This window comes from Streptomyces sp. NPDC058274 (assembly GCF_042881375.1).
GTDB lineage: Bacteria > Actinomycetota > Actinomycetes > Streptomycetales > Streptomycetaceae > Streptomyces.
Genome location: NZ_JBHVXW010000020.1, coordinates 162,848 through 180,375 on the forward strand (window position 1 = coordinate 162,848; position 17,528 = coordinate 180,375).

Below are 17,528 nucleotides of genomic sequence, written 5' to 3' on the forward strand. Positions count from 1 at the left end.
CGGACCAATCCACATAAGGACCACCCGCGTGGCCCCACCCCCGCCACCCCTGGGCCGTGGCCGCAAGCGCGCGGCACAGGCCTTCGACGCGGCGCTCGACGACGCCGAACTCGTCGCCGCTCGCAGCGCATTGGCACAGGGCCGGTGGACGGCCGTCCGCTCGCTGCTCGCCGCGACGGGAGAGGACTGGGACCGTCGCGGCCACCGCGTCACCGTGCTCGCGCGGGAGTCCACCGCGCTGGCCTGGTCCCGCGACTGGCTGCTCGCCGAACCCGATTCGGCCTGCGCCTCCGTGCTGCTCGCCTGCGCCACCGTCCAGCGCGCGCTGGACGGCAAGGAGCGTCCCGACCGGGCCCGCGAGGCAGGCCGGCACGCGGCCGCGCTCGCGCCCGCCGACCCCACCCCGTGGCTCGCTCTGCTGATGCTGGAGCGCTCGATCGGCAGCGAGGAGGACGTCGTCCAGCTCTTCGACGAGGTCCGCCACCGCTACCCCGACCACCATCACGCCCACCATCTGATGGTGGCCCGGCTCGCCGAGCGCCGGGCCGACGCGGGCCAGGACCCGCTGCACGAGGTCTACGACTTCGCCAACTGGGCCGCGGAACAGGCGCCCGCCGACTCGCCGTTGGCGATCCTCCCGGTGGTCGCGCACGCCGAGCGCTACCGCGTGCTGGCCGCCGCCGGCGTGGAGCCCGCCGACCCGGTCGCCTCCGGGCACTGGGTGGGGCGCCGCGCCCGCCAGGTGATGAAGACCGCCTTCGACTGGTGGCTGGAGTGGGAGCACGACGACCACCCGCGCCGCCTGGTCGACCTGAACTTCCTCGCCCACGCCAAGTTCTGCGAGGGCCGGGGCGCCGAGGCGGCCGCCCTCTTCCACCGGATCGGTCCGCATGCCACCCCGGCGCCGTGGTCGTATCCGGACCGGGACCCGTACAAAGCCTTCCGTGCCGCACGCGAGAGCGCGCTGGGCACGGCCTGACCGACCGCCATCATCCGAGAGGACAACCCCGCCATGACGACGGGCAGTTCGAGCACGAGCCGCAGCAGAACCACCGCGGAATCCGGCATCAGCACCTTCAAGGGGCAGGACCGCGCGCTGCGTGCCGGCCGGCTCGGCACGGCGGGCCTCCTGCTGTCCGTGCTGGCCGCGACCGCGCCCCTCATGGTCGTTGCGGGTGTCATGCCCACCACATTCGGAGTGATGGGGATCGTCGGGCAGCCGCTGCTCTTCGTCATCCTCGGTGTGGTGCTGGCTCTCTTCTCCTTCGGATACGCCGAGATGAGCCGCCACGTCCACAACGCCGGCGCCTTCTACGCGTACATCTCCCGCGGCCTCGGCGGCACCGCGGGCGCGGGCGCCGCACTGGTCGCGCTGGTCGCCTACAGCGCGCTCCAGGTCGGCATCTACGGCATCTTCGGCTTCGAGGTCTCGGGGCTCTGCGCCACCTACCTCGACCTCGAGATCGCCTGGTGGATACCCGCGTTGCTGGCCGCGCTGATCGTCGGCGGGCTCGCCTGGCTGAAGATCGACGTGAACGCGCGGGTGCTCGGCGTGCTGCTGATCGTCGAGGTGGCGCTCGTCGTCATCTTCGACATCGCGGCTGTCGCCGACCCCGCCAAGGAGGGCCTGTCGCTGCACGCCTTCAACCCGGACACGCTGACCGGCGCGGGCGTCGGCACCGCGCTCTGCTTCTGCATCGCGGCCTTCCTCGGCTTCGAGCAGGCCCCCGTGTACGCCGAGGAGACCAGCAGGCCGCACATTCTGGTCCCGCGCGTGATGTTCTTCGCGGTCGCCGGCGTCGCCGTGTTCTTCGCGCTCAGCTGCTGGGCCCTCACCGTGGCCGCGGGACCCTCGGGAATCGTCGGTGCCTCGCAGAAGCAGAGCGCGGGCCTGCTGTTCAACCTCACCGAATCCCGGCTCGGCGGTACGTTCACGGACGTCCTGCACGTCCTGTTCGTGACCGGCATGTTCGCGGCGATGCTCAGCTTCCACAACGTCGTCGCGCGGTACGCCTTCGCCATGGGCCGTGAGGGCCTGCTGCCGGCCGCCTTCGGCCGTACCACCGGAGCGAGCGGCGCTCCCGGCACGGGCTCGCTGCTCCAGACGATCGTGTCCGTGGTCATCGTGATCGCCTTCGCGGTGGCCGACGACAAGCCGGCCGGGGACCCGACCGCACCCGTGCTGCACCTGTTCACCTGGGGCGGCAACGTCGGCGCGCTCGGCGTCATCCTGCTGATGGCGGCCGCCTCGCTCTCCGTGATCGTCTTCTTCGTCCGGCGCGGCGCCGCCCGGGCCCAGGCCTGGCGGCTCGCCACCTCCGTGATCGCCGGCGTCGCGCTCCTCGTGATCGCCGGCTACACCGTCAAGGACTTCGACCTGCTCGTCGGCGCGGGGCCGGACTCCGCACTGAGCTGGGCGCTGCCCGGCATCATCGGGGCCGCCCTGGTCCTCGGCCTGGTCCAGGGACTGGTCCTGCGCTCGCGCAAGCCCGAGGCGCACGCCCGGATCGGGCTGGGCAACGAGGCTTTCCAGCTGGACAAGGCGGCGGAGACGGCTTCCTGAGGAAGCGCGTCGCTGCGGACGACTGGTTACCGAATTCTGACGGACACCCGTGAGCCCTGGCCGGATGGGGGTCACGGGTGTTGGAATCAGTAGGTGAACTCTGAACGACCCGAGGACCGGGAAGCTCCACCGGAAGGCCGGGAAACGCCACCGGAAGAGCGGGGAACCCCCATCGGACGGCGCGTCCTGCTCGGCACGCTCGGTCTCGGCGCGCTGGGCGTGGTGACCGCGCCGGTACTCCAGCGCGGTATGGAGGGCTTCCTCGGCGGCGCCGCCGACAAGGACCCCACCGGCCTGACCGGCCTGCTCCCCAACGGCGGCGGCTTCCGCTACTACTCGGTGACCTCGTCGGTCCCGCACAAGAACGCGACGGACTACCGCCTCACGATCGACGGCCTGGTCGACCACCCGAAGAGTTACACCCTCGCCGACCTGCGCGCCCTGCCGCAGACCCGGCTGGTGCACGACGTCCAGTGCGTGACGGGCTGGCGAGTGCCCGGCACCCCCTTCGAAGGAGTCCGGCTCTCCCGGCTCCTGGACCTCGCGGGAGTACGCCCGTCGGCCGGCGCGATCCGCTTCACCTGCTTCGACGGTGCCTACACCGAGAGCCTCACGCTCGACCAGGCCCGCCGCCGGGACGTCCTGGTGGCCCTGCGCATGCAGGACAAGAACCTCGGCCACAACCACGGCGGCCCGGTCCGCCTGTACGTGGCGCCCATGTACTTCTACAAGTCCGCCAAGTGGCTCTCGGGCATCACGGTCACCGAGGACGTCCGTCCCGGTTACTGGGAGGACCGGGGCTACGACGTCGACGCGTGGGTCGGCCGCTCGAACGGACGCGACGATGAACCTACGAGTTGACGCCCCGGCCCTCGCCGCGCGCGTCCGCCGCTTCACCCCCGCCGAGCGCTGGGTGCACCGCAGCACGGCCGCGCTGATGGGCGTCTGTGTGGTGACCGCGGCCTGCCTCTACCTGCCGACCTTCGCGGAGCTCGTCGGCCGGCGTGAGCTCGTGGTGCGGGTGCACGAGTGGGCGGGCCTGCTGCTGCCCGTACCGGTCCTGGCCGGCCTGGCCTCCCGCGCGTTCCGCGCCGACCTCGGCCGCCTCAACCGCTGGGGCCCGCACGACCGTACGTGGCTGCGGGCGGCGCTGCGCCGCGACGCCCGCCCTTCCTCCCGCCCCGCGGGCAAGTTCAACGCGGGCCAGAAGACCTACGCGGCCTGGATCGCCGGCGCGAGCCTGGTCATGCTCGGCACCGGCCTCCTGATGTGGTTCACCCACCTCACGCCCCTGATGTGGCGTACCTCGGCCACCTTCGTCCACGACTGGCTCGCGCTGACCGTCGGTGTCGTCCTGGCCGGCCACATCGGCATGGCCCTCGCCGACCCGGAGTCCCGCCGGGGTCTGCGCACCGGATCCGTGAGCCGCGACTGGGCGGAGCGCGAGCACGCACTCTGGCGGCCGCACCCCGACCCGTCCGACGCGGAGGCCACGCCGCGAAGTCCGGCAGCACCTCGCACGAACGACCCCGGTCCGCGGCCGGCGCGAACGCCGGCTCCGCCTCCCGAAGAGGCACCACCGCGCTGATCAGCGCGTCGATGCGGGCTCCGCCGCGAGCAGCGCGATCGCGCCGTCGAACTCCGTGTCGAAGCGGAACCCGCCACGGAGCTCGATCTCACGGCTGACCACGAGGTTGCCCGCGCGGTCGTCGGCGGCCAACGGGACGCTGCGGGCACTCCCTAGATCACGAGGGACAGCAGCAGGACCAGCCCGCCGGCCACCACCGAGATGATCGTCTCCATGACCGACCAGGTCTTCAGGGTCTCGCCGACGCTCAGTCCGAAGTACTCCTTGACCAGCCAGAACCCGGCGTCGTTGACATGGCTGAAGAAGAGCGAGCCCGCGCCGATCGCCAGCACCAGGAGGGCGGTGTGCGTGGTCGACATGTCGGCCGCGAGCGGTGCGACGAGACCGGCCGCGGAGATGGTGGCGACGGTCGCCGAGCCCGTCGCGAGCCGGATCGCCACCGCGATCAGCCAGGCCAGGAGCAGAGCGGGAATCGACCAGTCCTTGGAGATGTCCAGGATCATCTGGCCCACACCGGAGTCGATCAGCGTCTGCTTGAAGCCGCCGCCCGCTCCCACGATCAGCAGGATCCCGGCGATCGGGGCCAGAGACTTCTCGACAGTCGTCGACAGCCGCTCCTTGGTGAAGCCCGCCGCCCGGCCCAGCGTGAACATGCCGACGATCACCGCCGCGAGCAGCGCGACCAGCGGTGAGCCGATGACGTCGAAGACGCGCTGCACCATGTGCTTCGGGTCGTCCACGACGATGTCCACGAGCGCCTTGGCCAGCATCAGCACGACCGGCAGCAGCATCGTGGCGAGGGTGGCGCCGAAGCCGGGACGCTTCTCCAGTTCCTCGGAGGCGCGGGCCGGGATCATCCGGTCCGGGGCCGGCACGTCCACCCAGCGGGCCGCGTACTTCGAGAAGACCGGACCCGCGATGATCACGGTCGGGATGGCGACCAGTACCCCCAGCGCGAGCGTGATGCCGAGGTTGGCCCCGACCGCGTCGATCGCGACCAGCGGGCCGGGGTGCGGCGGGATCAGGCCGTGCATCACGGACAGACCGGCCAGGGCCGGGATGCCGATGCGCATCAGCGAGTAGTTGCCGCGCTTGGCGACCATCAGCACCACGGGGATCAGCAGGACGATGCCGACCTCGAAGAACAGCGGCAGCCCGATCACGGAGGCGATCAGCACCATCGCCCACGGCATGGCCCGCCCGCCTGCCTTCGCGAGGATCGTGTCGACGATCTGGTCGGCACCGCCGGAGTCGGCCAGCAGCTTGCCGAGGATCGCGCCCAGCGCGATCAGGACGCCCACACCGGCGACGGTGGAGCCGAGGCCGGTCGTGAAGCTGACGATGGCCTTGTCGAGCGGGGCCCCGGCGAACGCGCCGAGCGCGAGCGAGCCGATGGTCAGGGCCAGGAAGGCGTGCAGCTTGAACTTGGTGATGAGCAGGACGATGACGGCGATGCCCGCCAGGACGGCGATGCCCAGCTGAACATGGCCCGCCGAGGTGATCGGCTCGACGGTGTCCGCTGCCAGCATCTCGACGCTGAGTCTGGTCACGGTTTTCCCTTGCGTGTACGGGATGTTCGGGGATTTCCCGGAGCCACTGCGAGAGCCCGGGGGAGGTGCCGGCGGAGCGGGCGAGCGGGTCTGCCGCCCGGCGCCAGGTGCCGGTTACTGCGAGGAAACGCTGCTACCGGACGGGATCGGGCAGGTCGTCGAGAGCTGCCACGGCCCGTTCGGTGATCTCGGCCGGGCTGCCGGAGACGTCCACGCCGACGCCCGCCTCGTCCGCCTCAAGAGGCTGGAGGGTGGCGAACTGGGAGTCCAGCAGCGCGGTCGGCATGAAGTGCCCCTGCCGGTGCGACATCCGGTCCTCGATGAGCCGGCGGTCACCGGTGAGGTGGAGGAAGACAGCGCCGGGCGCGGCAGCCCGCAGCCGGTCGCGATAGACACGCTTCAGCGCCGAGCTGCTGACCACACCGCCGAGTCCGGCCCGGTCGTGCGCCCAGGCGCCGATCGCGTCCAGCCACGGCAGACGGTCCTCGTCGGTCAGCGGCGTCCCGGCCGTCATCTTGGCGATGTTGGCCTGCGGGTGGAAGTCGTCGCCCTCGGCGTACGGAACGCCGAGCCGGGCCGCGAGCAGGGGACCGATGGTGGTCTTGCCGGTGCCCGCCACGCCCATGACCACGACCACATGAGGGGTGCGCCTGTGCTGCATCGTGCTCTCGCTGTCTTCGTCGACCTCTGATGTCGACGCCACTGAAACCCATTAGGTACGACGAATTCAAGAGGCTGTGACATATAAGTCTGACTTTTTCTTCTCGTTCGAAGCCTCGTACGCTGACTCCATGACCACACGGGGCCGGGGGCTGCACGGACGGGTACTGGACACCCTCGGGCCGGCGATCACCGCGGGCGGGTACCCGCCGGGCAGCGTGCTGCGCACCGACGAACTCGCGCAGCGCTTCGAGGTGTCACGCTCCGTGATGCGCGAGGCGGTCCGGGTGCTCGAATCCATGCACCTCGTCGAGTCCCGCCGCCGCGTCGGCGTGACGGTCCGCCCCAAGGCCGAGTGGAACGTCTACGACCCGCAGGTCATCCGGTGGCGCCTGGCCGGCGCCGACCGCCCCCACCAGCTGCGCTCGCTCACCGTGCTGCGCTCGGCCGTCGAGCCGATCGCCGCGGGCCTGGCCGCCCGGTACGCCACGGCGGAGCAGTGCGCCGCGCTCACCGAGTGCGCCCTCGGCATGGTCTCCACCTCACGCGGCCATCAGCTGGAGGGATATCTCGTCCACGACGTGGCCTTCCACCGGGTGATCCTCGACGCCTCGGGCAACGAGATGTTCGCCCGGCTCGGTGACGTCGTCGCCGAGGTCCTGGCGGGCCGCACCCACCACGAGGTCATGTTCGAGGACCCCGACCCCGCCGCCGTCACGCTCCACGTCCGGGTCGCCGAGGCGGTCCGCGCGGGCGACGCCGCCCGCGCCGAGGAACTCACCCGCGAGATCACGGTCGGCGCACTCCAGGAACTCGACGTCCTGGCCCCGTGACCGGCCTCGTACGCCGGACCGGTCAGGACCCGTCTCCGCCGTGACCGGCCGCGTACGGCGAACTGGTCAGGACCCGTCTCCGCCGTGACCGGCCGGACAGGTCCTGGTCGAACCCGGCTTCGCTGTGACGGCCGGACAGGTCCTAGTCGAGGAACTCCCCGTCGACGTACACCCACGCCCCGTCGACCCGCTCGAACCGGCTCCGTTCGTGCAGCGAGCCGCCCCGGTATGAGGCCCGGAAGGTCACGGTCCCGGTGGAGTGGAAGGCGGAGCCCTCGCCCGTCGCGACGATCGCCAGTCCCGTCCACCGCGTCCCCGGCTCGAACTCCACCCGGGGCGGCCGCGTCCGCGGATGCCACGTCCGCAGCAGGTACGCCTCGTCCCGCTGCACGAACGCGCTGTAGCGCGAGCGCATCAGCGCCTCCGCGGTGGGCGCCGCACTCTCGCCGCGGTGGAAGCGGCCGCAGCACGCGGCGTAGGTCTCCGCCAGGCCGCAGGGGCAGCCGGCGGGCGTGCCGGCGGCGGTCTGCCGCGGGGGGCGTGAGGTGCGTCGGGACATGACCACCATTGTGCGCGAGCGGCCCGGACGCCTCGCGCGGGGCCGGGCCCGGAACGACGAATGGCCCCTCGCGAGCGAGGAGCCATTCGATCTGTGTCCGAGGGGGGACTTGAACCCCCACGCCCGATAAAGGGCACTAGCACCTCAAGCTAGCGCGTCTGCCATTCCGCCACCCGGACAAGGTGTCTGTCGCGCGGGGTTTCCCTCGCGGCGACAGAGAAAACATTACCAGGCTCCGGAGGGCGCCTGATCACCCCCCGTGCCCGCGTGAACGGCGTGTGACGGGCCGGGACCGGCCTTGGGGTGCACGGGGTGTCGGAGAGAGGATGAGGGGGACCACCAGCAGTGACAGTGGGAGGAAGCAGCGTGAGCGAGTCGAACACGGCCAGGGGCGTCTCTGGCGAGGACGAGGTCGTCGACCTCTGTCGCGAGCTGATCCGGATCGACACCAGCAACTACGGAGACCACTCGGGACCGGGTGAGCGCAAGGCCGCCGAGTACGTCGCCGAGAAGCTCGCCGAGGTGGGCCTGGAGCCGCAGATCTTCGAGTCGCACCAGGGCCGCGCCTCCACGGTGGCGCGCATCGAGGGCGAGGACCGCTCCCGGCCCGCGCTGCTCATCCACGGCCACACCGATGTCGTACCGGCCAACGCGCAGGACTGGACCCACCACCCGTTCTCCGGCGAGATCGCGGACGGCTGTGTGTGGGGCCGGGGCGCGGTCGACATGAAGGACATGGACGCGATGACCCTCGCGGTCGTGCGTGACCGGCTGCGCACCGGCCGCAAGCCCCCGCGCGACATCGTCCTGGCCTTCCTCGCGGACGAGGAGGCGGGCGGTACGTGGGGTGCGCGGCACCTGGTCGACAAGCACCCGGACCTCTTCGAGGGCGTCACCGAGGCCATCGGCGAGGTCGGCGGGTTCTCCTTCACGGTCAACGAGAAGCTGCGGCTGTATCTCATCGAGACCGCCCAGAAGGGCATGCACTGGATGAAGCTGACGGTGGACGGCACCGCCGGGCACGGATCGATGATCCACCGCGACAACGCCATCACCGAGCTGTCGGAGGCCGTCGGACGCCTCGGCCGGCACAAGTTCCCGGTCCGGGTGACCAAGACGCTGCGGCACTTCCTCGACGAACTCGGTGACGCCCTCGGCACCGAGCTCGACCCGGAGAACATGGACGAGACACTCGCCAAGCTCGGCGGCATCGCCAAACTGATCGGCGCCTCCCTGCAGAACACCGCCAACCCGACCCAGCTGGGCGCCGGTTACAAGGTCAACGTGATTCCGGGGCAGGCCACCGCGCATGTCGACGCCCGCTATCTGCCGGGCTACGAGGAGGAATTCCTCGCCGATCTGGACCGGATCCTCGGCCCGCGGGTGAAGCGCGAGGACGTGCACGCCGACAAGGCGCTGGAGACCACCTTCGACGGGGCGCTGGTCGACGCCATGCAGACCGCGCTGTCCGCCGAGGACCCGATCGCCCGGGCCGTGCCGTACATGCTCTCGGCCGGCACCGACGCCAAGTCCTTCGCCGACCTCGGCATCCGCTGCTTCGGCTTCGCGCCCCTGAAGCTGCCGCCGGAGCTGGACTTCGCGGGCATGTTCCACGGGGTCGACGAGCGGGTGCCGGTCGATGCCCTGAAGTTCGGCGTCCGGGTGCTCGACCGCTTCATCGAGGCGTCCTGACCGCACGGCCGGAAGTCCGTCCTGAATTGAACCGGTAAAACGACACTCCAATAATCGCCAGCGCGTACGGAGTTGACTGAGAAGAGTGAATGCGACCATAAGCTCGTAGCTCCATTACTCCTTCCTCGTTACAGGTGGTGCGGTCCGAGGCTTGGATCGCTTTGCCAACAAGGAGGAATAATGATCAAGAAGGTCGTCGCTGCTGCGGCTGCCACTGGTGGTCTGGTTCTCGCGGGTGCGGGCCTGGCCGTCGCCGACTCGGGTGCCCAGGGTGCCGCGGTGCACTCCCCGGGCGTCCTGTCCGGCAACGTCGTTCAGGTGCCGGTTCACATCCCGGTGAACGTCTGCGGCAACACGGTCTCCGTGATCGGGCTGCTGAACCCCGCCTTCGGCAACACCTGCATCAACAAGTGACGTTGTGCCTCACCCCATGAGGCTCTGAGTCCCCGTCGGCCCCGGAGTGCGTGCCATGCGCTCCGGGGCCGACCGGGCTTTCCGCGCCCTCACATCCGCTGTGCGGGCGCGTTCCGGAAGGTCCAAGGCAAGGTCGAAGGCAGGTATCAGCAATGCGACAGGTCACCCGCAAGGGCCTGATGACGGTGGCGGCCGCGACCGGCGTACTCGCTGCCGCGGGCGGTTACGCACACGCCGACTCGGGTGCGAGCGGCTCCAGTTCGGACTCGCCCGGCGTGTTGTCGGGCAACACGGTGCAGGCGCCGGTGCATGCGCCGGTCAACGTCTGCGGCAACACCGTGAACGTCGTCGGGCTGCTCAGCCCGGCCGCGGGAAACAAGTGCGCCAACCAGGGGGGCGGCAGCGGTTCGTCCGGGAGCCACGGGGGCGGTGGCTCGCACGCCGGGGGGCACACCGGTGGCTCGCCGGGCGTCGGCTCGGGCAACCATGTGCAGGTGCCGGTCGACGTACCGGTCAACGTCTGCGGCAACAGTGTGAACGTGGGCGGAGTGGGCAACCCCGCGGCGGCCAACGCGTGCGGGAACGGACCGGGTGGCGCGCACTCCACCACGCCGCCCGGCGGCGGTCACGGGACGCCGTCTCCGGGCAAGCCGTGGCAGCCGGGACACCCCGGCGAGCCGGGTAACCACCCCGGGCACCCGGGTCAGCCGGGTCACCCCGGTGAGCCCGGTCACCCCGGCGGGCCGGGCACCCCGCGCGGCGGGGGCGGCCAGACCCCCGGCGGCGCCTCGAACGTCAACCACCCGGGCGCGCAGTCCGTGGCCCAGCCCAGGGGCGGCGCGCAGCTCGCCCACACCGGCAGTGACCTGCCGATGGGTCTGCTCGTCCCGGCGGGCGCGGGGGCACTGCTCGGCGGCGCGCTGCTCTACCGCAGGGCCCGCTCGGCCGCGTAAAACGCCTCAAGTCGGACCATGACGCCACAAACTTCCCCAGTGGCGTGTCGAACGGAGCGGGCCCCGCGCTGGTGGGGCCCGCTCCGTTTCAGCCGTCTTCGCTCACCACGTGGCCCGCACCTGGCGGATGATCCGCCGGCGCAACCGCACCCTGCGGCTGCCGTCGGGATGCAGGCTCAGGCGGTCCAACTCCCAGTGTCCGTACTCCGCATGGTCTGTCAGCAGCCGTGTGGTTTCCTTGCGGGAGACCCCGCGCGGCACATACACGTTGACAAATTCGTATTCCGGCATCGCATCTATTGTGCGGGCAGAGGCTGTGTACGGATAGCGTCTGCACTATGTCTGATGCTGCGCAGCCCACCGCTGCCGAGGTACGTGCCGCCGCCGAGGCGGTCAAGACCGCCCTCGACCGCCACCTGGCCGCGGTCGAGCGCAGGACGGGCGAGGACGACCCGGCCGTGTACGAGGCGTTCAACGAGCTCGCCGCGGCGGCCGAGGAGTACGACGAACTGCTCTACGACCGCTATGACGAGGTCACCCCCTTCGAAATCCCCGGTACGGAGGACTCACTGCCGCCCTACACGGGCCCCGAGGAGCCGAACGCGCTGACCGTGCTGATTCGCCGGGACTACGCGGTGGTGGAGCCGCAGCGGCTGCTGGCCCAGGCTCAGCGGATCGAGGCCGTGGAGGAGGACTCCGGTGTCGAGAGCACGGCCTCCCGGACGGTCCACGGAGCCCTTGGTCTGCTGTTCGGGGAATTCGAGCCGGACGAGATCGCGTCCCGGCACAAGGAATTCGGGCTGGAGGAAGGCGACTCCACCCTCTGGGTGACGGCCGCGGACGAACCGGCGGAACCGGGCGAATGGCTGGAGGCGCCCTTCGAGCAGGCGGACGCGCAGCGCATCGTCTGCCGCTTCGACGTCAGCGCGGTCTTCGACGAGGACGCCGACGACGACCTGGAGGACGATCCCGAGCTCACCGCGGATCTGGACGACGACGAGGACCTGGAGCCGCTGGACGCCGATCGCTGAGCCGGGCCGCCCCTCCGGATCACCGGCCGGGGCGCAGGGCCCGCTCGCCGAGCGCGCCGAGCGACGATGAGGTGGCGGTCACCGGACTACCGGTGACCGCCACCTCCGCGTGTTCCGCGGGTGCGGGCGCGGCTCAACCGGCCGTCGGGACCTGCGCCTTGAGCAGCGCCGGCAGACGGGTCGTACGCGGCTTCTGCGGGACCTCCGCCACTGCCTTCGGCAGGGCCTGCTCCACGCCGTGGACGACCGACAGATGGCGCGCGGCCCGGCCGAAGGCCGTGTACACCCAGGGCCGCGTGAGGGCCTGCGCGGCGTCGCCCGGCAGGACCACCACGGCCGCGGGCCACCGGTACCCGACCGCCTGGTGCGCGGTCAGCGCCCACCCGTGCCGCACGGACTGCTCCACCCGCTCCTTCGGTACGACGACGGGGACGCCGGCGCACTCCAGGTGCAGCCCCTCCGCGTCGGCCGTCACGACCCGTCCCGGCACCGAACGCCCCGGCGCGGGGGAGTAGGCGATCCGGTCGCCCGGGTCGAAGCCGCCGAAGCGGCCCGGGCCGGGGTTGAGCCGCTCCTTGAGGGCGGCGTTCAACGCGCGCGTGCCGGCCGCCCCGCCGTGTCCCGGTGTGATCACCTGCGTCTGCTCGGGCGGGATGCCGATGGCCCGGGGCACCGAGTCCGCGACGAGCTGCACGGTGCGGTGCACCGCCTCGCCGGCGTCCCGCACCGGGACGATCACGACCTCCTTGCCGGGCGCCTCGACCTGGGTCAGCTCGCCGATGCCGATCCCGGAGACCAGCTCCCCGAGGGGGCCGGGGTCCGGGGTGCGCGAGGCGGCCTGCGGGCAGACCCGGGCGGCGAGCAGATCCGCGAAGACCCGGCCGGGCCCGGCCGACCACAGGACACCGGGGTCGCCGCTCAGCACCAGCCGGGCGCCGTCGGGCAGGGACTCGACGAGTACGGCCGCGGCCTCGACGTCGAGCTGCGGGGCGTCGAGAAGGACCAGGAGGTCGAGACCGAACGCTCCCTCCGCGTCCCGGCCCGGTCCTTCGGCGCCGGAGAGCAGACCGGCGACGGTGACGACGGAATCGGCTACGCCGGTGCCCGGGGTCTCGTCCTGCCGCGCCGTGAGGAACGCGGCGAGGCGGTCGCGGCCGTCCGCCGTGGGCGCGGCCGCGTACGCCCGCAGGCCGGCTGCCCCGGCCGCGGTGATCAGCTCCGCCACCTCCGCGCGGGACGCCTCGCCGCCCGTGTGCAGCACGAGTCCGTGGCCCGCGACGGCGCGCAGCAGCTCCGCGGCGGAACGGGACGCCGAGGCGGCGGCCGACTCCCAGTCCGCGGCGGACTCCTTGGGCACCGCGTTGACCACCCGGGCGAGTCCGTCGGCGAGGCTCTCCTCGGCGAGGGCATACCGCTCCAGGCCGATGAGGACGCGGACCGGGCGCTCCTCCGGCTCCTCCGTCGCGTCCTCGGACTCCCGCGCGGGAGCGGCCGTTTCGAGGGCGTCCTGGAAGACCAGCACGTCGCCCTCCGCGAGCGCGCTCTGCACGGCCGCGTCCGGGTCGGGGACCGTGCGCTGGGTGAGCGCCGCGGTGAGGGCGGAGGCGTCCAGGGCGGTGTGCCCGGCGACGGCCGCCTGCTCCAGCAGCCAGACCGTGAGCGCCCGGCCGCGCCGCTCGTCGTCGGGACCGCACTCCGCGCCGAGCAGGGCCCGCGCGAACCCGTCGGCCTGTTCCGGCCGCACTCCGGCGATCCGCAGCAACTGCCAGGGATCCGCACGCAGTTGTCCGTCCGCACCCTCGCCCAGGGCGGCGGCGGCCTGGGGCGCGAGTACCTCGGGGGCGCCGCCCTCGGTCAGTACCGACCGCACGGCGTCGACGGTCTCGGCGGCCGGTGCACCGGCCGCCGACGCGACGGGCTCCGGGCGCCGCACCGGCTCGGGCGCCGACCTGCGCGGTGCCGGCTCCGGCTCCCGGAAGGGCGTTGCCACGGGCTTCTCGCCGCTCTCCACGGCGCGCACCGCCGCCAGCAGATCGGCGGCCGTCCCGCTGAGCTTCGCCCCCGCCGCGATCGGCCCCTGCTTCTCGGCCTTCCGCCGCTCGATCCGCTCCCGCAGCTCACGCTGGGCCGCCAACTCGGCCTCGGCCTCGGACAGCTCGGCCGCCGCGGCGGCCTCGTCGGTCGCGGCCCCCGTGCCTGGCGCCTCGGCTGCCGACTCGGTGCCGCTCTCTGTGCCACCCACGGGGTCCGCCCCCGTGGCCGACGTATCGGCGCCGACTTCCGCGTCCGTCCCCTCGGCCGGGGCCTCGGCGTCCGACCCCGCGGCCGAGGCACCGGGACCGGACGTGTCCTCCGGCCCCGCCTGGGTCTCGGGAGCGACGTCCTCCATGCCCGCGCCCGGGGTGCCCGGCTCCGCGTCCTCCGTGGTCTCGGGCTCCGTGCTCACAGCGTGCTCCAGTCGTGATCGGGATAGTGGTGCACCGGTGCTGACACGTCGTCGAGCGCCCGGCAGATCTCGTCAGGAAGACTAAGGGTCTCCACTGACAATGCCGCCGTGAGCTGCTGCGCGTTGCGCGCGCCGATGATGGGGGCGGCGACGCCCGGACGGTCGCGGACCCACGCGAGCGCGACCTGGAGCGGGGTCACCGCGAGCCCGTCGGCGGCGGTCTGCACCGCGTCCACGATGCTGCAGGCGGCGTCGTCCAGATAGGGCGCGACGAAGGGCGCGAGGTGCTCCGAGCCGCCGCGGGAGTCGGCGGGCGTCCCATGGCGGTACTTGCCCGTGAGCACGCCTCTTCCCAGCGGGGAGGAGGGCAGCAGCCCGACGCCCAGATCGAGGGCGGCCGGCAGCACCTCCCGCTCGACACCGCGCTGGAGCAGGGAGTACTCCATCTGCGTACTGGCCAGCCGGGTGCGCATGCCCGGTGCCGCGAGCTGCCAGGTGGCCGCCTTGGCGAGCTGCCACCCGCAGAAGTTGGAGACTCCCGCATACCGCGCCCGCCCGCTGCTGACCGCCAGGTCGAGGGCCTGCAGGGTCTCGTCCAGCGGGGTCCGCGGGTCGAAGGCGTGCACGTGCCACAGGTCGACGTAGTCCGTGCCCAGGCGCTGGAGCGAGGCGTCCAGCGCGGACAGCAGATGTCCGCGCGAGCCGTCGAAGCGCCGGTCCGGGTCAGGCACGCTGCCCGCCTTCGTGGAAATGACCAGGTCCCGGCGCGGGACCAGGCCTTCTATCAGCTGTCCGAGCAGATACTCGGCCTCCCCGTCCCCGTACACGTCGGCGGTGTCGACGAGGGTCCCGCCCGCTTCCCAGAACGCCTTCAACAGCCCGGCGGCGTCATGCTCATCGGTGTCCCGGCCCCACGTCAGGGTGCCGAGCCCGATCCGGGACACACGCAGGCCGGTACGGCCGAGATGCCTCTGCTCCATGGACGCCGAGATTACTGGCCGGAACTCGGTGCGCGGGGGCCCTGTGGACAACCCGCTTCACGCAGCCCGGGACCTGTCCCTGCCGCCGCGCCCACCAGCGCGCTAGTGTCTCCGGCACAAGGGACGTTACTGATCGGTAAGGGGAATCGGCCATGCAGCTCGGGATCAACCTCGGCTACTGGGGCGCCGGAATGGACGCGGACAATCTCGCCGTCGCCCAAGAGGCCGACCGGCTCGGATACGCGGTCTGCTGGGCCGCCGAGGCCTACGGCTCCGACGCGGCCACCGTGCTCAGCTGGGTCGCCGCCAGGACCGAGCGCATCGACGTCGGCTCGGCCATCTTCCAGATCCCGGCCCGCCAGCCCGCGATGACGGCGATGACCGCGGCGACCCTCGACTCGCTCTCCGGCGGCCGCTTCCGCCTCGGCCTCGGCGTCTCCGGCCCGCAGGTCTCCGAGGGCTGGTACGGCGTCAAGTTCGACAAGCCGCTGTCGCGCACCCGTGAGTACGTCGAGATCGTCCGCAAGGCAATGACCCGCGAGCGCCTCTCGTACGAGGGCGCTCACTGGACGCTGCCGCTGCCCGACGGCCCGGGCAAGCCGCTCAAGCTGACCGTGCACCCGGAGCGCGAGCACATCCCGCTGTACATCGCGGCGATCGGCCCCAAGAACCTGGAGCAGACCGGCGAGATCGCCGACGGCGCGCTGCTGATCTTCCCGTCGGCCGAGCACCTGGAGGACACGGCGCTCACGCATCTGCGTGCGGGCCGCGAGAAGGCCGGCAGGACCATGGAGGGCTTCGACGTCTGCCCGACGCTCCCGCTCGCGCTCGGCGACGACAAGAACGTTACCGGCCTCGCCGACATGTTCCGCCCGTACACCGCCCTGTACGTCGGCGGGATGGGCAGCCGGAAGCAGAACTTCTACAACCAGCTCGCCCAGCGCATGGGATACGAGAAGGAGGCCGCCGAGATCCAGGACAAGTACCTGTCCGGCGACAAGGAGGGCGCGGCCGCCGCCGTACCGCATCAGCTGATCGACCAGACGACCCTGCTCGGTTCCGTCGACCGCATCGCGGACCGGATGAAGGCCTACGCGGCGGTCGGGGTGAACACCCTGACACTGGCACCCGCCGGCTTCGCGCTGGAGGAGCGGATCGCCTCGCTCCGGGCCGGTTCCGACGCCCTGGAGCGCGCCGGGCTCGCCTGAGGGCAGTGGGAAGGGGCTGGAAAGTTCTGCGGCCGTGGTGGGGGCTCGGGGGTCTTCCCCGCCACGGCCGTCACGGGGAACAACGCGTCACACATGCCCTCGGTTACGCCCCTGAATCAGGCACGTCGTCCTTCGTTCGGCGGAGTTGTCCGGCGCAGGTGTTGCCGCTTGTCCCGCACGGCATTTGACTCAGTCTTTGCGGAGCCCCGCAGAGAGGTGGGCAGAGATGCTCTCGGCCAGGAGTCTGTTCCAGGAGATCCTCGACAACGACGAGTCGTTCCGGCTCTTCTGCTCCATCGCTGCCAGCGGCGAATCGCAGGGAGGCTGGGAGAACGGGCGCATCGCCGCGCTCGTACCGCCCGGCGAACGCGAACTCGCCCCCAAGATCGCCCGGCACGGCGCCGACGAGGACAAGCACGGGCGGATCTTCCATGCCCTCTTGAAGAAGCGCGGCCTTCAGCCCGTGGAGATCCCACCGGAGACCGACTACACGATGCTCCTGGAGAAGTACGGGATCGGCCTCGCCCACGAGAAGCTCAGCGACGACCAGCCGCTCACCGTCCAGGACATCGTCACCTATCTCGCGCACAGCAGGGTCACCGAACAGCGCGCCTCCGAACAGATGGAGCTGCTGCGCAAGCACTTCTCCGACGACCCGGACATCGGCCGCGCGGTCAGGATGATCTCGAACGACGAGGACAACCACCTCGCCTACTGCCACGAGGAACTGCTGCGCTTCGCGTACGCGGGACACGGACGGGCCATCCAGCGGACACTGCGCGAGAGCGCCCTCGCCGAGATCCGGGTCTACCGTGACGTCAGCCTCGCCGTGATGGACCACATGGGACGCATCCTGGGCTGGTCCAGAGCCAAGGCGGCGACGCTCGCCGCGGGCATCCACGCCGTGTACGCCTACGAGCGCCTGGTGGGCTGGCGGCGGATGGTCGCGCTGCGGATGCCCGAGCGCCGTGGCGCGTTGAGCGGGCCCGCGCAGGCGGCACCCGAGTTCGCGTGAACGACGGCCACGCGCGCGTGCCTCATGGTTCCGGGC

16 protein-coding genes, 1 tRNA gene and 2 pseudogenes are annotated in these 17,528 nt (G+C 71.7%); 11 read left to right on the forward strand and 8 right to left on the reverse strand.

Annotated features, from left to right (window positions below; all coding sequences use genetic code 11):
• Window positions 1-28: 28 nt before the first annotated feature.
• The 4 genes and pseudogenes from ACFVYF_RS31005 to ACFVYF_RS31020 all read left to right on the forward strand — a co-directional run.
• Window positions 29-979, forward strand: a complete 951-nt coding sequence (locus ACFVYF_RS31005; protein WP_389460677.1) for a hypothetical protein — start codon at window positions 29-31, stop codon at window positions 977-979.
• 33 nt (window positions 980-1,012) lie between these two features.
• On the forward strand, window positions 1,013-2,563 hold the full coding sequence (locus ACFVYF_RS31010) for an APC family permease (protein ID WP_389460678.1): 1,551 nt from the start codon (window positions 1,013-1,015) through the stop codon (window positions 2,561-2,563).
• Between the two features lie 93 nt (window positions 2,564-2,656).
• The gene (locus tag ACFVYF_RS31015; RefSeq protein WP_389460680.1) at window positions 2,657-3,424 is read left to right on the forward strand and encodes a molybdopterin-dependent oxidoreductase; all 768 of its coding nucleotides are present in this window, start codon (window positions 2,657-2,659) and stop codon (window positions 3,422-3,424) included.
• Window positions 3,408-4,028 (forward strand): annotated as a pseudogene (locus ACFVYF_RS31020) (cytochrome b/b6 domain-containing protein); the annotation flags it as partial. The gene ACFVYF_RS31015 and the pseudogene ACFVYF_RS31020, both read left to right, overlap by 17 nt.
• A gap of 34 nt (window positions 4,029-4,062) precedes the next feature.
• On the opposite strand, the pseudogene ACFVYF_RS31025 reads toward ACFVYF_RS31020, so the two are convergent.
• The 3 genes and pseudogenes from ACFVYF_RS31025 to ACFVYF_RS31035 all read right to left on the reverse strand — a co-directional run.
• Window positions 4,063-4,265, reverse strand: a pseudogene (locus ACFVYF_RS31025) (L-idonate 5-dehydrogenase); the annotation flags it as partial.
• A 38-nt stretch (window positions 4,266-4,303) separates the two neighbouring features.
• Window positions 4,304-5,701, reverse strand: coding sequence for a gluconate:H+ symporter (locus tag ACFVYF_RS31030; protein ID WP_389460682.1), 1,398 nt, complete (start codon window positions 5,699-5,701; stop codon window positions 4,304-4,306).
• 133 nt (window positions 5,702-5,834) lie between these two features.
• Window positions 5,835-6,362 carry a gluconokinase gene (locus ACFVYF_RS31035; protein WP_389460718.1) on the reverse strand — a complete coding sequence of 176 codons (528 nt, stop codon included), beginning with the start codon at window positions 6,360-6,362 and terminating at the stop codon, window positions 5,835-5,837.
• Between the two features lie 130 nt (window positions 6,363-6,492).
• Between ACFVYF_RS31035 and ACFVYF_RS31040 the strand changes: the two genes are divergently transcribed.
• Window positions 6,493-7,194 (forward strand): FadR/GntR family transcriptional regulator, encoded by a 702-nt coding sequence (locus tag ACFVYF_RS31040; protein ID WP_389460684.1) that lies wholly within the window; start codon window positions 6,493-6,495, stop codon window positions 7,192-7,194.
• 142 nt (window positions 7,195-7,336) lie between these two features.
• On the opposite strand, the gene ACFVYF_RS31045 is transcribed toward ACFVYF_RS31040, so the two are convergent.
• Both ACFVYF_RS31045 and ACFVYF_RS31050 read right to left on the reverse strand, forming a co-directional pair.
• Window positions 7,337-7,753, reverse strand: a complete 417-nt coding sequence (locus ACFVYF_RS31045; protein WP_389460686.1) for a YchJ family protein — start codon at window positions 7,751-7,753, stop codon at window positions 7,337-7,339.
• Between the two features lie 94 nt (window positions 7,754-7,847).
• Window positions 7,848-7,932 (reverse strand) — tRNA-Leu (locus tag ACFVYF_RS31050).
• 187 nt (window positions 7,933-8,119) lie between these two features.
• Between ACFVYF_RS31050 and ACFVYF_RS31055 the strand changes: the two genes are divergently transcribed.
• The 3 genes from ACFVYF_RS31055 to ACFVYF_RS31065 all read left to right on the forward strand — a co-directional run bounded on the left by ACFVYF_RS31055 (window position 8,120) and on the right by ACFVYF_RS31065 (window position 10,812).
• Window positions 8,120-9,445 carry a M20/M25/M40 family metallo-hydrolase gene (locus ACFVYF_RS31055; RefSeq protein ID WP_389460688.1) on the forward strand — a complete coding sequence of 442 codons (1,326 nt, stop codon included), beginning with the start codon at window positions 8,120-8,122 and terminating at the stop codon, window positions 9,443-9,445.
• 180 nt (window positions 9,446-9,625) lie between these two features.
• On the forward strand, window positions 9,626-9,859 hold the full coding sequence (gene chpH / locus ACFVYF_RS31060; protein ID WP_046256631.1) for a chaplin ChpH: 234 nt from the start codon (window positions 9,626-9,628) through the stop codon (window positions 9,857-9,859).
• A 152-nt stretch (window positions 9,860-10,011) separates the two neighbouring features.
• Window positions 10,012-10,812: a chaplin gene (locus tag ACFVYF_RS31065; RefSeq protein WP_389460690.1), complete on the forward strand. Its 801-nt coding sequence runs from the start codon at window positions 10,012-10,014 to the stop codon at window positions 10,810-10,812.
• Between the two features lie 102 nt (window positions 10,813-10,914).
• Here ACFVYF_RS31065 and ACFVYF_RS31070 read toward each other — a convergent pair whose 3' ends face one another.
• On the reverse strand, window positions 10,915-11,103 hold the full coding sequence (locus ACFVYF_RS31070; protein ID WP_389460692.1) for a DUF5703 family protein: 189 nt from the start codon (window positions 11,101-11,103) through the stop codon (window positions 10,915-10,917).
• 47 nt (window positions 11,104-11,150) lie between these two features.
• On the opposite strand from ACFVYF_RS31070, the gene ACFVYF_RS31075 reads away from it, so the two are divergent.
• Window positions 11,151-11,843, forward strand: coding sequence for a hypothetical protein (locus ACFVYF_RS31075; protein ID WP_389460694.1), 693 nt, complete (start codon window positions 11,151-11,153; stop codon window positions 11,841-11,843).
• A 133-nt stretch (window positions 11,844-11,976) separates the two neighbouring features.
• Here the strand turns inward: ACFVYF_RS31075 and ACFVYF_RS31080 are convergent, their stop codons facing one another.
• Window positions 11,977-14,289: a helix-hairpin-helix domain-containing protein gene (locus tag ACFVYF_RS31080; RefSeq protein WP_389460696.1), complete on the reverse strand. Its 2,313-nt coding sequence runs from the start codon at window positions 14,287-14,289 to the stop codon at window positions 11,977-11,979.
• Entirely contained in the window at window positions 14,286-15,269 is a 984-nt protein-coding gene (locus ACFVYF_RS31085; protein WP_389460698.1) for an aldo/keto reductase, read from the reverse strand. The genes ACFVYF_RS31080 and ACFVYF_RS31085 overlap by 4 nt, the downstream gene beginning before the upstream one ends.
• Before the next feature lie 152 nt (window positions 15,270-15,421).
• On the opposite strand from ACFVYF_RS31085, the gene ACFVYF_RS31090 reads away from it, so the two are divergent.
• Together ACFVYF_RS31090 and ACFVYF_RS31095 are read left to right on the forward strand one after the other, a co-directional pair.
• Entirely contained in the window at window positions 15,422-16,477 is a 1,056-nt protein-coding gene (locus tag ACFVYF_RS31090) for an LLM class F420-dependent oxidoreductase (protein ID WP_389460699.1), read from the forward strand.
• 226 nt (window positions 16,478-16,703) lie between these two features.
• Window positions 16,704-17,492, forward strand: a complete 789-nt coding sequence (locus ACFVYF_RS31095) for a ferritin-like domain-containing protein (RefSeq protein WP_389460701.1) — start codon at window positions 16,704-16,706, stop codon at window positions 17,490-17,492.
• The last annotated feature ends 36 nt before the right edge of the window (window positions 17,493-17,528 follow it).